Source organism: Pseudomonas sp. GW822-FHT03F04, assembly GCF_058801405.1.
The window spans coordinates 54917-72439 of record NZ_JBXANF010000011.1 but is presented as its reverse complement, the minus strand read 5'-3'; the positions used below and the strand labels follow the sequence as shown (position 1 = coordinate 72439).

General features: G+C 58.5%; 16 protein-coding genes. 8 read left to right on the top strand and 8 right to left on the bottom strand.

Going from position 1 to position 17523, the window contains the following annotated elements:
• Positions 1–63: 63 nt before the first annotated feature.
• Both AC1RMX_RS24140 and AC1RMX_RS24135 read left to right on the top strand, forming a co-directional pair.
• Positions 64–1875 (top strand): ATP-binding protein, encoded by a 1812-nt coding sequence (locus tag AC1RMX_RS24140; RefSeq protein WP_493073199.1) that lies wholly within the window; start codon positions 64–66, stop codon positions 1873–1875.
• On the top strand, positions 1875–2735 hold the full coding sequence (locus tag AC1RMX_RS24135) for a hypothetical protein (RefSeq protein ID WP_493073197.1): 861 nt from the start codon (positions 1875–1877) through the stop codon (positions 2733–2735). Before AC1RMX_RS24140 ends, AC1RMX_RS24135 begins: the two co-directional genes overlap by 1 nt.
• A 364-nt stretch (positions 2736–3099) precedes the next feature.
• Here the strand turns inward: AC1RMX_RS24135 and AC1RMX_RS24130 are convergent, their stop codons facing one another.
• Together AC1RMX_RS24130 and AC1RMX_RS24125 are read right to left on the bottom strand one after the other, a co-directional pair.
• Positions 3100–4023: a Kiwa anti-phage protein KwaB-like domain-containing protein gene (locus AC1RMX_RS24130; protein ID WP_493073196.1), complete on the bottom strand. Its 924-nt coding sequence runs from the start codon at positions 4021–4023 to the stop codon at positions 3100–3102.
• A gap of 3 nt (positions 4024–4026) precedes the next feature.
• Positions 4027–4605 (bottom strand): KwaA family protein, encoded by a 579-nt coding sequence (locus AC1RMX_RS24125; protein WP_493073195.1) that lies wholly within the window; start codon positions 4603–4605, stop codon positions 4027–4029.
• A gap of 494 nt (positions 4606–5099) precedes the next feature.
• On the opposite strand from AC1RMX_RS24125, the gene AC1RMX_RS24120 reads away from it, so the two are divergent.
• From AC1RMX_RS24120 to AC1RMX_RS24110, 3 genes are all read left to right on the top strand, one after another.
• Positions 5100–5600 carry a sigma-70 family RNA polymerase sigma factor gene (locus AC1RMX_RS24120; protein ID WP_045121794.1) on the top strand — a complete coding sequence of 167 codons (501 nt, stop codon included), beginning with the start codon at positions 5100–5102 and terminating at the stop codon, positions 5598–5600.
• Between the two features lie 40 nt (positions 5601–5640).
• Entirely contained in the window at positions 5641–6624 is a 984-nt protein-coding gene (locus AC1RMX_RS24115) for a FecR family protein (RefSeq protein ID WP_493073193.1), read from the top strand.
• Between the two features lie 98 nt (positions 6625–6722).
• A complete protein-coding gene (locus AC1RMX_RS24110) occupies positions 6723–9146 on the top strand; it encodes a TonB-dependent siderophore receptor (RefSeq protein WP_493073192.1) in 2424 nt (807 codons plus the stop codon).
• 42 nt (positions 9147–9188) lie between these two features.
• Here the strand turns inward: AC1RMX_RS24110 and AC1RMX_RS24105 are convergent, their stop codons facing one another.
• A complete protein-coding gene (locus AC1RMX_RS24105) occupies positions 9189–10340 on the bottom strand; it encodes an MFS transporter (protein ID WP_493073191.1) in 1152 nt (383 codons plus the stop codon).
• A 136-nt stretch (positions 10341–10476) separates the two neighbouring features.
• On the opposite strand from AC1RMX_RS24105, the gene AC1RMX_RS24100 reads away from it, so the two are divergent.
• Positions 10477–11469: a diaminopimelate epimerase gene (locus AC1RMX_RS24100; protein WP_493073189.1), complete on the top strand. Its 993-nt coding sequence runs from the start codon at positions 10477–10479 to the stop codon at positions 11467–11469.
• Positions 11470–11612: 143 nt separating this feature from the next.
• Here the strand turns inward: AC1RMX_RS24100 and codA are convergent, their stop codons facing one another.
• From codA to AC1RMX_RS24075, 5 genes are all read right to left on the bottom strand, one after another.
• Positions 11613–12854, bottom strand: a complete 1242-nt coding sequence (gene codA / locus AC1RMX_RS24095) for a cytosine deaminase (protein WP_493073188.1) — start codon at positions 12852–12854, stop codon at positions 11613–11615.
• Between the two features lie 13 nt (positions 12855–12867).
• Positions 12868–14139 (bottom strand): cytosine permease, encoded by a 1272-nt coding sequence (gene codB / locus AC1RMX_RS24090; RefSeq protein ID WP_493073187.1) that lies wholly within the window; start codon positions 14137–14139, stop codon positions 12868–12870.
• 175 nt (positions 14140–14314) lie between these two features.
• Positions 14315–15127 carry an alpha/beta fold hydrolase gene (locus tag AC1RMX_RS24085; RefSeq protein WP_493073186.1) on the bottom strand — a complete coding sequence of 271 codons (813 nt, stop codon included), beginning with the start codon at positions 15125–15127 and terminating at the stop codon, positions 14315–14317.
• An 85-nt stretch (positions 15128–15212) separates the two neighbouring features.
• Positions 15213–15569, bottom strand: coding sequence for a 6-carboxytetrahydropterin synthase QueD (queD, locus tag AC1RMX_RS24080; protein ID WP_007955941.1), 357 nt, complete (start codon positions 15567–15569; stop codon positions 15213–15215).
• An 86-nt stretch (positions 15570–15655) separates the two neighbouring features.
• On the bottom strand, positions 15656–16735 hold the full coding sequence (locus AC1RMX_RS24075) for a patatin-like phospholipase family protein (protein ID WP_493073184.1): 1080 nt from the start codon (positions 16733–16735) through the stop codon (positions 15656–15658).
• Between the two features lie 149 nt (positions 16736–16884).
• Between AC1RMX_RS24075 and AC1RMX_RS24070 the strand changes: the two genes are divergently transcribed.
• Positions 16885–17196: a PepSY domain-containing protein gene (locus tag AC1RMX_RS24070; RefSeq protein ID WP_096822002.1), complete on the top strand. Its 312-nt coding sequence runs from the start codon at positions 16885–16887 to the stop codon at positions 17194–17196.
• Positions 17196–17522, top strand: a complete 327-nt coding sequence (locus tag AC1RMX_RS24065) for a PepSY domain-containing protein (protein WP_096822001.1) — start codon at positions 17196–17198, stop codon at positions 17520–17522. The genes AC1RMX_RS24070 and AC1RMX_RS24065 overlap by 1 nt, the downstream gene beginning before the upstream one ends.
• Position 17523 lies beyond the last annotated feature (1 nt).

Here is a 17523-nt window from a genome sequence, read left to right as displayed (position 1 = left end):
GAGGATTTGTGCCTGTTGGCGGTTTTCTGCACTGGACACAACGTCTCGAATGACTCTTCAACTATGAGCTTAGGCAAGCTGGAAATTTCAATTTTCTGGCGTGAGTCCAACATAGGTCTACCATTACGAGACGATCAGCGAGCTAGCCGGTTCAACCTGGTGGTCGCTGTCCTTGGGTTCTTTCAGCCACCAACGGGTGATCCGACCGGTGTGCCAGGAGGCTTTGCAGTGGCTTCGAAGACCCCCCTTTTTACCGTTGTACCGCCGGCGTCGAGGAACACACGGATTAAAACCGCGTTCTCCCTGCACAGAGATCGTTGGGATGACTACGGTTACAAAACCCAGTATGAACTCTTCTACCATACGAATGGCGAGCAAACATATATTGGTAGCGTCAAAATTTTGCAAAACGACCAAGGAAAGACTTCTAAGGGGATATTGAAGGATGGGCTTCTCTCACGATTACCTTTGGGCTTTTGCTCTCTAGGGCAAAACCTTGATTATTACGAAAGGTTGGCGGAGCTGCCCCAAGAGTTACGCGAGCCGGTTGTAATAGCTCTACGGGACGTGGTGTATCGACCCCGATTAAGTACCCCATTTAGAGCGCAATCGGGCTGGGAAGTCTCCGTAGTGCGCTACATACCTGACTTCAATAGTTTCATCGGTACCGCTTCAGTACTACTTTCCAAAAACTATCAAGAGCTAAGGAACGGTACACTAGATTTACGATTTAGGCCGCGGGGATGGAAGAAATCATTTGTATTGAAATTCAACTCTACAAACATGTCGACTCAGGGTTTGGAAGACGCCCAGTCAAGCTATGAGCTACCGAAGCGTATAGCTGTCCTAATTGGCAGGAATGGTTCAGGTAAGAGTACGTTGCTAGCGAGACTCGCACGTGTTGCACATGCTTCTGAGCGCGCACGGCGTAGGGATCCGATTCGTAAGCTGGGTACACTCACTCCCAATGGGATTGGCTTTACTCGCATCATCGCTATCTCGTACAGCGCATTTGACTCCTTCCAAATCCCAGGGGTGACTGTCGAGGAGCGCCGTCAGATTGCGCGTGACGTTACTGAAGGAACAGGCCGCTACATTTTCTGTGGGTTACGTGACATCGCGGCAGAGTTGCAGTCCATGTTGGACGTTGCTTCCGACACCGATTTGAAAAAAATTGTCAATGAAGACGACTTGGCCAAGGCAACATTACTCAAACCGATAGAGCAGCTCGCAAATGAGTTCGGACGTACGCTAGAGCGAATAAAAGATAACGGGCGATGGGCAATGCTTGAGGAAGCTCTTGAGCCTTTACTTGCAGACCCTTCTTTCGATAGACAAGAGGGCGAATCGCTATCTGACGTGTTTGGTGAAGATGCTGTAGACACGTTTTGGCGATGGAGTACTGGCCACAAAATCGTAATGCAGATCGTTACCTCACTTGTTGCCTACACTCAGCCCAAGTCAATTGTTCTGCTAGATGAGCCAGAAATGCATCTCCATCCACCCATGTTGGCGGCACTAATGCATAGTGTTCGAATAATATTAGAACAGCTTGATGCCTCAGCCGTTGTTTCCACCCATTCTCCAGTTGTTGCTCAGGAGAGTTTATCCCAAGACGTCAATATCCTTCGGCGTTTGGGAAATGAGGTCACTATCGCATCGCCTCGTATAGAGACGTTTGGGGAAAGTATTGGTGAACTCACGGACGAGATTTTCGGCTTGAATTCAGAAGTCACTGACTACCACGAAATTTTGAAGAGTCTGGCTGAAAAATTTAAGACATTGAAGGGCGTGGACAGTCAGTTTGAGTATGGATTAAGCCTACAGGCTCGTGCTTACGTTATGAGTTTCCTCGCCACAGAGGATGATGACTAATGTGGTTGCTCCCTAGACCCCGCACACAAATCGCCGTCGCCGTCGCCGACGCTGAAATCGCGTTGACATACGCCGACGGCACCGCGATCTACGATCTCTCTTCCGAAGTAAAGATTACCTTGGCTGCCGCCTATAGACTCTATGACAAAAAGCATGGAAAGCCTCATCTCAGTTTGACGACCTGCAAGCTGCCACCTCCATGCCTAGAGGCCTTGTATGAAGCATACGCCGAGGTTCAAAAAAAGGGCCGGCTTCAATCGCTGCGACTTCAACTGCTGAGCAAGGCTGAGATATGTCCTTTTTGTGGGTTTGGAGAGCCCACTCAGCTTGATCACCATTTGCCAAAAAATAGTTATAAGGGATTAGCGATATATCCCCGCAACTTAGTGCCATCCTGTGGGCCGTGTAACAACTTCAAGCGAGCTCATGTGGGCGCCGGCTCGGACGAGCTTGTCCATGCTTACTTTGATGTATTGCCAGTCGACAATTTCCTGATCGCCAATGTAAAAATGCGAAGCTCAGCCTTAGTCGTAAAGTTTGAGATTGATTTAACAGTGCTTAATCCAGAGCTAGGGCGCCGGTTGAGGTTCCAGATAGAACGGATGCAGCTCAACACACGTTATCCAAAGCAAATTAATGTGTTCCTTTTTGGGCAGCGCACTGGAATGCTAAATGTATTCAACAACAAAGGGGGTGTCGGACTCCGAAAGTATTTAACAAGCGCTGCAGACGGCCTTGATTTGGATTTCGGTCAGCATGACTGGCGTGCAGCGCTCCTGCGGGGTCTTGCTGACTGTAATGTTTTTTGCGATGGCGGCATTACACGATATTTTTCTGGACGTAGACGTCGGCCTCCCTAGCCGTGCATGCAATGAAGGCGGCCGGTAAGCAACAGTGCCTATGCCCCTACATCGCGAAATCGATTATGGTTCGACCCTAAAGGTTGTCTAGTCAACTCTACCCAATACTTAGGTCAGACATGACGACGGCCGGACGGGAATCGACAATGCTGAGTCAACTGGCAGCTCCAGAGAAGGGCCATTGGAAAAGGCTCCATGGTTGAGGATTTGAATGACGTTCAGAACGGAAAGGTATGAGCGGTGCACAGAATGGCCTTACCCCTTTCCCTGATTACGTTGGACGGCTATGTATTACCAGCAGAGTAGGAGTGACACGCGTACAGCATCAGCTCTCGAACTTTTATGGGCCACTCCTTCTGGATCCCTACGCTACTGGGTTAGCTGAGACTACGTCGAAGTCATTACCAGTTAGCTCTGAGCGAAGTCGATGGTTCAGTAATACTTGAATAATCGCTCGCACCGACTCTATGGAAGGAATAATTTTCCCTTCGTCATCAAACGCAATATTCCATTGTCGCTCTTGGTTCACCTGACGCAGTCTTGCCATGTACGCGGCGTCATTGTAATAGCCCCGCTCCTGTACCACGGCCATCCTGCGTAGGTGCATGGTGTTGGTGCCCACATGACCGACGAGCACCGTCATGTCAGAGAACACGGCTTGGAAGCCTGCGTCTGCCTGGAGGTCGGTGAAAGAAGTTAGGTAGGTTTGCTTGTATTCCAGCACAGATTCGAAATTGCCCTTATTCGTCACCAAAATGCTGTCGTTGATTACGAAAAAGTCGAATCGTTTCGGAATGGTGAAGGCCTGATCGTGGGCTAGGTCAAGTTGATTGCGGTTGAGCACCAGATTCATCATGCTCGCTCGTTTTTTTACCTTCCAGTCATTTGCGAGGCGGCAAACGCAATGCAGAGTATCTTCACCTACGGTCAGGCGAATTAGATAGCCAAGACTGCCCTCAAGCTCGGCTTCGTCTTCGATTAGATGCTCTTCCGGAGGCTGACTCACCAGATTCTGAAGTCCAGGGAAAATGGTCTCATCAGTTTCAAGGTGAAGACAGGAGCTTTCGTTGATGGTCGCCAGCAAACCGTATTCGTCGACCTCTGTGCACCGATCGATCCATACGTGGGCGATGCGCTTCAGTTCCGCTGCCAGCTCTGGCGTTGTCACAACAGAGGAGGCACGAAAGCGAGCATTCTTGCTTGTGCTTTTTTTAAACGTCCAAACGCTTAGCGCAGCGTTATCCAAATCAAGTCCACGAAGCCTTTTTAATGCTTCAGCTGTTTCCATTACTTACTCCTTTTTTGTAAGAACGTATATTCCCTGGATTACACAAGATTTCAGCGTGTCGCCAGGATGAATCTTCGTTTTGGCGAGTGCGATTACGCTGCGATCTTTGCCTGATGTCATCACTTCCAGCTCGTGAAGCTGCCAGCCTATGGCTAGAAGAAGGGGATTCATGAGTATTTGACCTGATCTATAGGTAATCAGGAACATCCATACAAGAAACACTAGAAAGCCATAGAATTTGCCGTCACTGCCCAGATCAAGTCCCATGAAGGACACGACATAAGGAAATACGTAGTTGATCAAGTCGTTGGGAACGGTCTTGGCTTCCTTGACGGTCAGTTCATGATCTGCCGGTAAGCTTTTTAGCACCCATGTAAAGAAGGCAAGGCTCAGCAAGCACACGATGAACAGGGTGAGGGAGCGGCCGCCATTCATCAGAATAGGAAGCGTGCAGTTCTGAAATGACCAGCAGAGCGACTGTTTCCAGCTGGCTTCGGAGAAGTCCTGAAGCAGCAAAATCACACTCAGCGGAAAGTAGGAGCCCAGGAACAGAAAAATTGCCGGAAGGATTTTAACCTTCATCGTGTCTGCTCCATGACCTGAAATTATTGACATTGATTTGCACTATGCCAACAAAATGCGAGCTAGGGAACAGAGCGTTTCAAGTATGAATAGCCCAAATATCCATGAGTTCTGCGCCGATGATCAACCGTCTGCAATGTCTTGCGCCGTTCAGCAAACGTATTCCTTGCCTTTACAGAGAACGTGGCACCTCTCAAGCCCTAAAGGCCGAAGTGAAAATGCCTAACAAAGTAAACCTCCTGTAAACCTATTTTTGATTCTCATTAGTTCTGAAGCCCTTTTCCAGCAGGCTTCAGGAGCATGCTTTCGCCTGATTTTTCTCATTCCGTCCATTTGTTTTTTCAAAGAAAACAATTAGTTAATGCTTCTGTCTGGATCATTTATTTGCCATTTTTGTCATTTTTTTGAAAGCCTACAGTCGGTATCCCGAGTAATGCATTGCTTCGGCTTAATACGAAGCATTACTATTCACGCCCTTTCCTCAGCACGCCGCAATGATCCCCATGCTGCCCCGCAGACCCGGCTTTCTCGAGCATTACGAAGAGTTGATCGGCACCTGGACCCGCCGCCTGCGCAATCGCTCGCAGGCCGAGGATCTGGCGCACGACACCTTTGTGCGGGTGCTCGAGTCCGATTCGTCGGCGGTGCAGCAACCCCGGGCGTATTTGCACCAGACGGCGCGCAACATCGCGGTGGACGGCTATCGGCGTGAGGACCGGCGGGGTGCCATGGAGTCGGAGGCGATCGATCTCAGTGAGTCGCCGACCGGTGACCCGGAGCATTACATGCATGCGATCCAGCTGGCCGATTCCATCGAACGGGCGCTCACCGAATTGCCGGTCAACTGTCGGCGGATTTTCGTCTGGCAGAAGATCGAAGGCCTGACTCAGGCGGAAATCGCCGAACGCCTGGGCCTGTCCAAGAACATGGTGGAAAAGTATATGATCCGCACCCTGCGGCATCTGCGTGATCGCCTGGACGGGGCGCAATCATGAGCCGCGGCGTCTTTTCATCCCCAGCCAAACAGGACATTCCATGATGGATACTCGTGATTGCGCGTGCGGGCAAACAACGGTGCGCGATGACGCGGCACGCTGGTTTGTGCGTTTGCAGGAACCAGCCGTCGATGCCGAACAATACCGGCGCTTCGACGCCTGGCTGAACGAACATCCGCAGCACCGTGACGAATTCCAGTTGCTGCAAGGCCTGTGGACGGCGGCGGATCTGCTGCCGGCGCCACGGCTCAAGGCCCTGTGTGAAACCCCGCCTGCACGTCGCGAACGCCGTCCTTTGTTGCGTTATGCCGTGGCGGCCAGCGTGGTCGCGGTGGCGCTTGGGCTCGGTCTGTTCAGTGGCTTGAATCACCCGGCGGGTTACAGCGCCGAATTCGCCACGGCGCTGGGCGAGCGTCGCCATGTGGCATTGCCGGACGGCTCGGTGATCGACCTCAACAGCCGCAGCCGCTTGCAGGTACGTTTCGAGAAGGATCGGCGGCTCATCGAGTTGACCGAAGGCGAAGCGATGTTCAGCGTCGAGCACGATACCTCGCGCCCGTTCGTGGTCGAGGCCGGCAGTGGCAAGGTCACGGTCACCGGCACCCGCTTCGATGTGCGCCGCGACGTGACGCAAACCCGGGTTGCGGTGGAGCAGGGCACCGTCAAGGTGCAGGGGCGCAATGCGCCGGACAACGAGTTCATCAACCTGACGGCCGGCCTCGGCACCCATGTCGATGCCCACGGTGTGGTGGCCCAGGCCTATGCGGTCAACCCGGCGGAGCTGACGGCGTGGCGCAGCGGCAAACTGGTGTTCAACAACGCCAGCCTCAGCGAAGTCGTCGAAGAGGTTTCCCGTTATCGCGAGAAGCCGCTGACCGTCGCCAACCCGACCGTGGCCAGTCTGCGCCTGACCAGTGTGTTCAAATCCGACAACACTGACGCCTTGCTCAAGGCCTTGCCGAATATCCTTCCGGTGGCCGTGCGCACCCACGCCGACGGCAGCCAGGAAATAATTTCAAAATAAAATTCAGGTTTTTTTCGAGTTCGTCGTCTTCCTGTTCAACTGCAACTGGTTTGCATTAACAGCCGCACACTCTTGCGATCCACAGGACTACGTACGACGTGAAAAACACCACTGCCAACAACAAAAAATCCCCTTGGTTGCCGCTGGCGCTCGCGCTGGCGGTCAACGCTGCGATGCCGATGGCATTTGCGGCCGACACCATTCATATCCGCGCGCAGCCATTGGGCCAGGCGCTGAGCGAACTGGGTCAGCAAACCTCGCTGCAGGTGTTTTTCAGCCCGGATCTGGTGGCCGGCAAGCAGGCCCCGGCCGTCGATGGCAACCTCTCGCCGGAGGACGCACTGCGCCAGTTGCTGCAAGGCAGCGGCCTGAACTATCAGATCAATGAAGGCTCGGTGACCCTGTCGCCGGCACCGACCGCAGCCGCCAATGGCCCGCTGGAACTGGGCGTGACCGACATCAAAGTGGTCGGTGACTGGCTCGGCGACGCCGATGCCGCCGTGGTGCAGAACCACCCGGGCGCGCGGACGGTGATCCGTCGCGAAGCGATGGTCGAGCAGGGCGCGATGAACGTCAGCGACGTTCTCAAGCGTGTGCCGGGCGTGCAGGTGCAGGACTCCAACGGCACCGGCGGCAGCGATATTTCGCTGAACGTCGGCGTGCGTGGCCTGACTTCGCGTCTGTCGCCGCGCTCCACCGTGCTGATCGACGGCGTACCGGCGGCGTTCGCGCCGTACGGTCAACCACAACTGTCGATGGCGCCGATTTCCTCCGGCAACCTCGACAGCATCGACGTCGTGCGCGGCGCCGGTTCCGTGCGTTATGGGCCACAGAACGTCGGCGGGGTGATCAACTTCGTGACCCGTGCCATCCCGGAAAAAGCCACCGGTGAAATCGGCACCACGCTGGAAACCACCCGCTACGGCGGCTGGAAACACATCGACACCGCATTCCTCGGCGGCACGGCCGACAACGGCATGGGCGTGGCGCTGTTGTACTCCGGGGTCAACGGCAACGGTTACCGCGAGCGCAACAACGGCAACGACATCGACGACGTGCTGCTCAAGACCCACTGGGCGCCGACCGATCAGGACGATTTCAGCCTCAACTTCCACTACTACGACGCCAGTGCCGACATGCCCGGCGGCCTGACGCAGAAGCAGTACGACGACAAACCGTATGACTCGGTGCGCGACTACGACAACTTCAGCGGCCGCCGCAAGGACGTGTCGTTCAAGTGGATCCGCCAGATCGACGAGCGCACCCAGGCTGAAGTGCTGACCTATTACACCGACAGCTTCCGTGGCAGCACCATCGCCGCCCGCGATCAGAAAACCCTGAGTTCGTATCCGCGTTCCTACTACACGCTGGGCATCGAGCCACGCGTCTCGCGGGTATTCGATGTCGGCCCGACCACTCAGGAAGTCAGCGTCGGTTATCGCTACCTGAAAGAGGCGATGCACGAGCAATCGAGCCGTCTGGCGCTGGTCAACAATGTGCCGGTGGTCACCCCGTCGTCCGACGGCCATGTGTTCCAGGACCGTACCGGTGGCACCGAGGCCAACTCGGTCTACGTCGACAACAAGATCGACGTCGGCAACTGGACCATCACCCCGGGCATTCGCTTCGAGCACATCAGCACCGACTGGCACGACCGCGCCGTGCTCGACACCGCCGGCAAACGCGTGCCGGAGAAAAACCGCAGCATCGAGAGCAACGAACCGTTGCCGGCACTGAGTGTGATGTATCACCTGTCGGATGCATGGAAGCTGTTTGCCAACTACGAAACCTCGTTCGGCAGCCTGCAATATTTCCAGCTCGGTCAGGGCGGCTCGGGTGACCAGACGGCCAACGGTCTGGAGCCTGAGAAAGCCAAGACCTACGAGATCGGCACGCGCTACAACGATGACGTGTGGGGCGGTGAAGTGACGCTGTTCTACATCGACTTCGATGACGAGCTGCAATACATCAGCAACGACGTGGGCTGGACCAACCTCGGCGCCACCAAGCACCAGGGTATCGAGGCTTCGGTGCACTACGACATGGCTGCGCTGGATCCGCGTCTCGATGGCCTGACCGCCAACGCCGGTTTCACCTACACCCGCGCCACGTACGAAGGCGAGATCCCGGGCTTCAAGGGCCGCGACCTGCCGTTCTACTCGCGCCAGGTGGCGACCGTCGGCCTGCGTTACGACATCAACCGCTGGACCTACAACATCGACGGTTTCGCCCAGTCCAAACAGCGCTCGCCGGGCACCGGCGTGAATGCCGACGGCAGCTTCAGCAACAACTACATCACCGAAGGCACGGCGGACGGGCAGTACGGCGACATTCCGGGTTACATGACCTGGAACGTGCGCGGCGGCTATGACTTCGGTGCGCAGCTGTCGAACCTGAAACTCGGCGCCGGGGTGAAAAACATCTTCGACAAGCAGTACTTCACCCGCTCCAGCGACAACAACTCGGGGATGTATGTCGGCGCGCCGCGTACGTTCTTCGTGCAGGCCAGCGTCGGATTCTGACGCTGTATGGCTCGTTCCCACGCTACGTGGGAACGAGCTGGCTCAGACCTTCAGCGCTTTCCCGCCAATTGCCACCGCTACCAGCAGCGCTGCCATCAACCCGAAGGCGAAACTCAGGCTGCTGGCATGGGCGACAAACCCGATCACCGCCGGCCCCACCAGAATGCCTGCATAACCCAGCGTCGTGATCGCCGGTACCGCGATACTTTCCGGCATCACCGTCTGCTTGCCCACCGCCGTGTACAGCACCGGCACAATGTTCGAGCAGCCGGCGCCGACCAGTGCATAACCGACCAGTGCGGCTTCCCAGCTCGGCGCGAACGTCGCCAGAAACAACCCCGCCGCTGCCAGCAAACCGCCGAACAGAATGACCCGCGTTGCGCCCAGTGCGCGAACGATCCGGTCACCGGTCAAACGGCCCGCCGTCATCGTCAGCGCAAACGCTGCGTAACCCAGGCCTGCATATGCCGTATCGATCCCGCGTTCCTGCGCCAGAAACACCGCGCTCCAGTCCAGCGCTGCGCCTTCGGTGAGGAACACGATGAAGCACATTCCGCCGATGAACAGCACGATCCCGTGGGGCACTGCGAACGCCGGGCCCGAGCTTTCGCTGCCGTAAGGCAACATGTGCGGCACAGCCTTGAACAGCGCCGCGATCAGCAACACGACCACCACCAGCATCGCCGCCAATGGCGACAACCCAAGGCCGAGCAGGGCGCTGACGCCTGCCGCACCGACGATCCCGCCGAGGCTGAACAGACCGTGAAACCCCGACATCATGTTCTTGCCGCTGGCCCGCTCGACGATCACTGCTTGCAGGTTCACTGTCGAATCCACTGTGCCGAGCCCGGCGCCGAACATGAACAATGTGGCGATCAACGCCGGAATCGACGACACCGTTGCCAGCAACGGCAATGCCGCGCAGATCAATAAAGTGCCGCCGGTGGCTACACGCCGACAGCCGAACCGCGTGGCCAGAATCCCCGCCAGCGGCATCGCCAGAATCGAGCCCACGCCCAGGCACAGCAGCAAGAGTCCCAGCGTCCCTTCATCGAGCCCGGCCCGCGCCTTGGCATACGGCACCAGCGGCGCCCACGCGGCGATGCCGAGCCCGGCGATGAAGAAGGCGATGCGCGTGGAGATCTGTTGCAGGCGTCCGGGGACGAAAGTGTCTTTGGGCGTGAGGCTGGTCATGGGAATCCTTGGCAAAAAACGTTTCAGCAGTGGACATCCTTGCACAGTGAGGCAGTGGGAGCGAGCCGGCTCGCCCCAGGCAAGGATTACGTTTTACAGTGGCATCTTTGGGCGACGAAAATTCAAGGGCCTGTTCATGACGCAGTTCTACGATGCACGGGGCAATATCTACGGCGTGGTTTCTCCGAGGCAGATGCGTGAGGCGGGTATCGATCTGCCAGCCAGCGCGCAAGAGGCGGCGTTATCCAGAGCCCTCTGGAGCGGGCAGGCCATAGAGACTTTTTGCCAATGGCCTGATGCGATTCGTCCCGCTGGCGCCAAACATCATCGCAGCGATGGTTTGCTGATCGGCCCGTTTCAATCCTCGCCGCCCTTCGATCTGTTGATCGTCAACACCGACGGCACGCTGGCCGAGCGCAGCGGTAACGGCTTGACGATTTTCTCCCAGGCACTGCTTGAACAAGCGCTGATGCCGAAAGAGGGCGCACCACTGCAGGTGCATCACGACAAACAGGATGCGCCGTCGCCCGTGCCGACTTCGGTCAAACCGGCTGAGGTGGCGGGCGTGCAGGGCTTCTGGCTGGATCTCGGGCAACCCGGATTCGGTCCGGCAGCCGTCGGTGCGCTCGGCGTTGAACCCGTGTCTTTCAATGGTGTTGAGGTCAATCGCATCGAGCCACTGGCAAAACTCGATCCCGCCTGGGCGCACAGCCAGTTCGTGCGCATCGGCAATCCCCACTGCGTGACGCTGGTGTCGGAGGAAGCCGCATTACCGAGCAACGAGCAGATGCTTGAATCGCCACTGACGGACAATCTGACCGCAATCGCCTACGCCACACCCGTCGGCGCCGGCCAGCCGTGTCCGGCCGGGGTCAATCTGCAATGGGCGATGCGCGCAGGCGATCAACGCATCGTTGCGCGGGTGTTCGAGCGTGGTGAAGGGCCAACGGCGTCCTCCGGCACCAGCGCCAGTGCGGTGGCGTCTGCGGCGTGGCGGGCAGGCTGGGTGTCGGCGGGAGAAGTGAAGGTGGTGATGCCGGGCGGGACTGCGCCGATTTTACTGGAGTCGCAGGACGGCGAACTGACCGGCGTGCGTCTGTTCGGCACTGCGCATCAGACAAAAAGGTGAAGTCCCTTTCATGATCGTCCCCCCGGGAACGATGGATCCCTTGGACTTCACTGTGAGCCGGTTCGCTGCGGTTGTCGCCTGTCAGATCTGACAGGCCGGCTCTATCGTTTTGCGATAAGGCCGGCCCGGTTCATAACCACGTCTCAGCCTTCGATGAACTCCACCACCGGCATCTGCCGCTTCATCAACACTTTGCCGCCACGGATCGAATACAACGGCAGGCCCTGGCTGCGGATCACTTCGTAATCGCTGTCCGCCGACAGGATCAGCAGGTTCGCCGGGCGGCCCTGTTCAAGACCATAGCGTTCACCAAGGTGCATGGCCTTGGCGCTGTTGTCGGTGACCAGATCCAGTGCGCTTTGCAGGTTGCGGTAACCGAGCATGTGGCAGATGTGCAGCCCGGCTTCGAGTACCCGCAGGATGTTGCCGTTGCCCAGCGGATACCACGGGTCGACGATCGAATCCTGACCGAAGCAGACGTTCATGCCTGCTTCAAGCAGCTCGTTGACGCGGGTCACGCCACGGCGTTTCGGGAAGGTGTCGAAGCGGCCTTGCAGGTGAATGCTTTCGGTCGGGCAGGAAACAAAACTGATCCCCGAATGACCGAGCAGGCGGAACAGTTTGGCGCAGTAGGCGTTGTCGTAGGAACCCATCGCCGTGGTGTGGCTGGCCGTCACGAGCGCGCCCATGTCGCGGCTGCGGGCCTCTTCGGCCAGCACTTCGAGGAAGCGCGAATGCGGGTCGTCGGTTTCGTCGCAGTGCACGTCCACCAGGCAACCGGTGCGCTCGGCCAGGTCCATCAGAAACTTCACCGAGCTGACGCCCTGATCGCGGGTGTATTCGAAATGCGGAATCCCGCCGACCACGTCTGCGCCCATGCGGATCGCTTCTTCCATCAGTTCGCGGCCATTGCGAAACGACTCGATGCCTTCCTGAGGGAACGCGACGATTTGCAGGTCGATCAGGTGACGGCTTTCTTCGCGCACTTCGAGCATCGCTTTGAGCGCGGTGAGTTGCGGGTCGGTGACGTCGACGTGGGTGCGCACGTGCTGGATGCCATGGGCGGCCAGGGACTGAATGGTTTTTTTCGCCCGGGCCTTGGTGTCTTCCTGGGTGATGGTGACCTTGCGCTCACCCCAGCATTCGATGCCTTCGAACAACGTGCCGCTCATGTTCCAGCGTGGCTCGCCGGCGGTCAGGGTGGCGTCGAGGTGAATGTGCGGCTCGACGAAGGGCGGCACCACCAGATTACCGCCGGCGTCGAGGTCGTCGGGGCCCAGGGTCGGCGCTTCGGTCTGGCGCGCGATGCTGCGGATCAGGCCATCTTCGAGGTGCAATTCGTGCAGACCTTCCTGGTTGCGCAGTCGAGCGTTGATGATGTGCATCGGGCGAATCCTTTTATAGATCTTGTAGAGGGGCGGCCGCGTTGCGGGCGCCGAGCAGGCCGGTCACTGCGATATACGTTAACGCGGCAACGGCGATCCCGACCAGCGGCGCGACCCACGGCGAGCCGAAGGCAGCGACGGTTCCGGCCGCGTAGGCCGCCAGTCCCGGCCAGTTGAACGCTGGCAGGCGCGCATCGGCAAGACGTGGATATTGACCGCGCCAGCGGAAGAAAAAGTCCGCCATGATCACGCCGCCAATCGGCGGAATCACCGTGCCGAGCAGGATCAGATAAGGCACCAGCATGTCGTACATGCCCAGCAGCGCGAGCGCCGTGCCGATCACGGCACCGACCAGGGTCACGGTCTTGCGGCGCCCGGTGCGCAGCAGGTTGCAACCTGCGACGGCGAAGTTGTAGATGGTGTTGTCCTGGGTGCTCCAGATGTTCAGCAAGAGCATCGCCATCGCCGCCATGGCGAAGCCCTGCAACAGCAACACTTCGACCACGTCGGGTTGTTGATAGACGATCGCGCCGTAAGCGCCGATCAGCACCATCAGTCCGTTGCCGATGAAAAAGCCAATGAGGCTGGCCAGCACCGCGACCCGTGCCGAACGGGAAAAACGCGTCCAGTTGGTGGCCTGGGTCGCGCCGCTGACGAAGGTGCCGAACACCAGTGTGATAGCGGTCGACCAGTCCAGCGAGCCGCTGGGTACGACGCTGAGCAATCCATCGAGGCCGCCGACTTTCATGGTGGCGACCCACATCGACAGCATCAGCAGCAACATCATCGCCGGCACCGCGATGTACGACAGAATCTCCAGTCCGCGATAACCGACATACGCCGTGGCGCAGAACACCAGGCCGAACAGCACCATCAGCCCCAGCACCGTGCCTTCGTTCAGGTCGAAATACTTGCCGAGCACCACCGCCGCCGTCGCAGTGCCCCAGGCGTACCAGCCGATCTGGGTGAACCCGAGAATCAGGTCGCTGAGTTTGCTGCCGACTTCGCCAAAACAGAAACGTCCCATCAGCACCGAATTCAGGCCGCTCTTGAAGGCGATGTAACCGAGGCCTGCGGCGTACACGCCGAGCAGCAGGTTGCCGATGACGATGACGGCGAGCATTTCACCAAAGTTGAATGCCACACCGAGCTTGCCGCCGGCAAACATGGTCGCGGTGAAGAAGGTGAATCCCAGCAGCACCATCGCCGTGGAGGCCAGGCCTTTGCGCGCATGCATCGGGACTTCACTGAGGGGGTAATCGTTGCCGGGATCGTTCTGCGTCATGGGGGCGTTCCTTGCTGGAAAGGGGAGGACGCGGGGGATGTTGCAGTGGTCGTGCCAACGCGATGTTGCGGGTATTTATAGACGAGACACGGATGATCGGCGCGAAAGCAGTGCATTTGGCGCCGTGCCGAACCATGGGGGAGCAGGGCGTCCCCCACGAGGTCATGGGATTCGATCAGAGGAACCGCAGCAGTGCGGCAACGATGGCTTCAGGTGCATCTTCTTGCACCAGATGCCCGGCATTCGGGATCGGGTGAAACTGCGATCCGGGGATCAACTGGTGCAAGGCCCGGCCGCGTTCGATGGGAATCCACTGATCCTCCTCACCCCAGAGAATCTGCACCGGGCAGCGAATCGTCGGGTACAGCGGCTGAGTTTCCAGTGTGTAGCGCTGGTCCATCTGCGCGATCTGCCGGTAGAACGCCGCTTGCCCCGGATCACCCAGCCACGGCTGCACGTAGGGCGCCAGTTCATCATCCGGAATGTCACGATGAATCGCCCCGCGAATATAGGTCGGGACGATGGCGCGCTGGATGTAATCGGGCAGGCCGCTGAACGCCGCTTCATGCTGGCGCACGTGCTGCACGAACGGCGAACCCCAGGGTGTCAGCGCGACCGGGTCGATCAGCGTCAGGGTGCGGTAATCCTTGCCATTGAGCAGATGCGCGCGCAGGGCGGTGGCGCCGCCGAAGTCGTGGGCAACCACGTCCGGGCGTTGCAGACCCCAGTGATCCAGCAGTTGCGCGAGCAATTCGTTCTGCACGCCCAGGGAGACATCGGCGTCCGGTTGTTCGGACCGCCCGTAGCCCAGCAGGTCGAAGTAGTGCACCCGATGCGTGGCAAAAAAATGCGGCGCGATGCGGTGCCACACGTAGGAAGAGAAGGGTGTGCCGTGCACGAACACCAGCGGCGGGCCGTCGCCGCGCACCCCGTGGCGAATCTGTCGCCCGTTGAAATCAAAGACCTGATCCAGCAGCCAGTCCGTCATGGGCCTGTCCTCTTGGCGGGTTCGAGCCAAAAAGCATAGGCGTAAAAAAACCACCGGTCTCGGTGGTTTTTTGGTGTCGCCGGATTCACTCGCCGCGATAGATGCAACCGCTGGTGCAGGTCTCGTGGATGCGGATCGCACTGAGTTCCGGCAGCAGGGGCTTCAATTCATTCCAGATGAACTTGGCCAGCACTTCGCTGGTCGGGTTCTCAAGGCCCGGAATATCGTTCAGGTAGTTGTGGTCCAGACGCTCGTACAGCGGCTTGAAAATCGCCTTGATCTCGGAGAAATCACGGATCCAGCCAGTGTGCGGGTCGAGGTCGCCGCTCAGGTGAATCGCCACTTTGAACGAGTGACCGTGCAGGCGTCCGCACTTGTGGCCGTCCGGTACGTGGGGCAGGCGGTGGGCGGATTCGAACGTAAATTCCTTGAAGATTTCCACAGTGATTTCAGCTCTGTTCAGATGGCGTTCGCCGCAGCGAATTCGGGCAGGCGGCGAGTTTATCAGCTTGTTCCCGGCTGTGCTGACTAAAGGGTCAGCAAGCGCTCGGCGAGGCGACCATTGGCAGTCAGTTCAAGGAACTCGTCACCCAGACGGCGGCTCTCGTCCATTGCCGCGCGCCAGTATTTCTGCCGGCTCGGTGCATCGCCCATGAAGCGTTTGAAGTCGTTACGGTCGGGGAGTTTGCCGTAGGGCAGGCGCGCCAGGTATTCCTTGGACGGCGCGAGCAACAGCACGTCCTGCAGGCGTTCCACCGAGGCTTTGCGCCAGGGCAGGGTCTTGTCGAACCAGCCCGGAATCACCCGGTCGGTGAAGTGCGGATAGAGCACGATGCCGTCGCCGTTGTAGGGCAGGTCGAGGTGATAGTCCAGCAGACCGCCATCGCGGAACGTGCCGGCTCCGGCGCCCGGCAGGTCGCGCACGCCTTCCATGACCATCGGGATCGAACCGGACGCGAGCAGCGCCTGGCGCAGGTTCCCGGCATCGAGGGCGACGAAACGCGACGGGAAGTCATTCAGCGCATGCACCGGCGGCGCCAGGCGCGGGTCGTGGATGATCAGCCGTTCGAAGTGCCGCGACAGCCGCGCCCGGCCCCGCAGGTTGTCGGCGATCACTGAACCCAGCGCCAGCCCGAGCCGGCCGCGATGATCGTCCGCCAGCCGCCCGTGGCTTTTGACCACCATGATGTTCAAGCGGTAATGGGCGTTGTCGAGCAGTACCGCATCGCGACCGTCAAGCAGGTCATCGAGCATGCGCTGCGAACTGCGGCTGACGTCGCCGATGGTCACGCCTTTGTTGAAGTTCTGCTCGGTGTACAGATGACCGAGGCGACGAATGCCTTCGGCGGCATCCGGCAGGCAGGCGCTGGCGAAGCGCCAGGAGCCCACCGACGCACCGATCAGCGAGCGCTCGCGCGGAGCCGCCGGCAGCCACTCGCCGAACAGCGCCAGATCCAGCCCCTGAATCCCCAACGCCTTCGGCCCACCGGCAGCGCCGGGCAGCGTGCCGACGTCGGCGGCGTTCAGGCCCTGGGCGCGGATGCGCGCCATGGCACGTGGGCCAGCCTTGAGGGTGAGGGCAGGGAACTTGATGTGGATGGCTGTCATACCGGTCTCGATCGTTAGCAAGCGAAGAATTATAAACACATGTTGCCGGCCCTGCGGGAGCGGGTTCGATGATGGCAGTTCAGTTTCAATTAAGTTCGAATCGCTAAGGTGTCCGCCAAGGAAGCACTACCAGATATCAGGAGACACTCATGAAAATCCTCGCGACCCTGTTCATCGCGCTCCTGTTCTACGGCCTGACCTCGAACCTCGCCCACACCCGCGACTTGCTTGCCGATGAAGCCCGAAAACTGATCGACGCTGGTACCATTGTGCCGATTGAGACCGTCAAGGCCACGGCCATGGCCCGCCATCCGGATTCGACAGTCATCGATATCGAACTGGAAAAGCGCTACGGCTTTTATCTGTACCAGATCGAGCTGAAAGATCCGCAAGGCGTGGAATGGGAAATGGAACTGGACGCGAGCGACGGGCTGTTGCGCAAGGATCATCAGGACACTTAATGAAATTGTTTTTGCCGTATTCATCGACGCGCGCCACGGGCCTTATGGCCCTGGCGCTCGTTGCGTTCTGCTCGGCGCCGCTCGCTCGCGACCTGAATCAGGACGAAGCCCTGCGCCTGCGTCAGCAGGGGGTGATTCTGCCGCTGGAGCAAGTGCTGCATAACGCGCTGGATCGCTACCCCGGCGCCAAACTGCTGGAAGTCGAGCTGGAAGAAAAACACGACGTCTACATTTACGAAGTCGAGTTGCTGACCGTCGACGGTGTCACACGCGAGCTGCATCTCGAGGCCGCCACCGGCCGTTTACTGAAAGACAAGGAAGATTGAC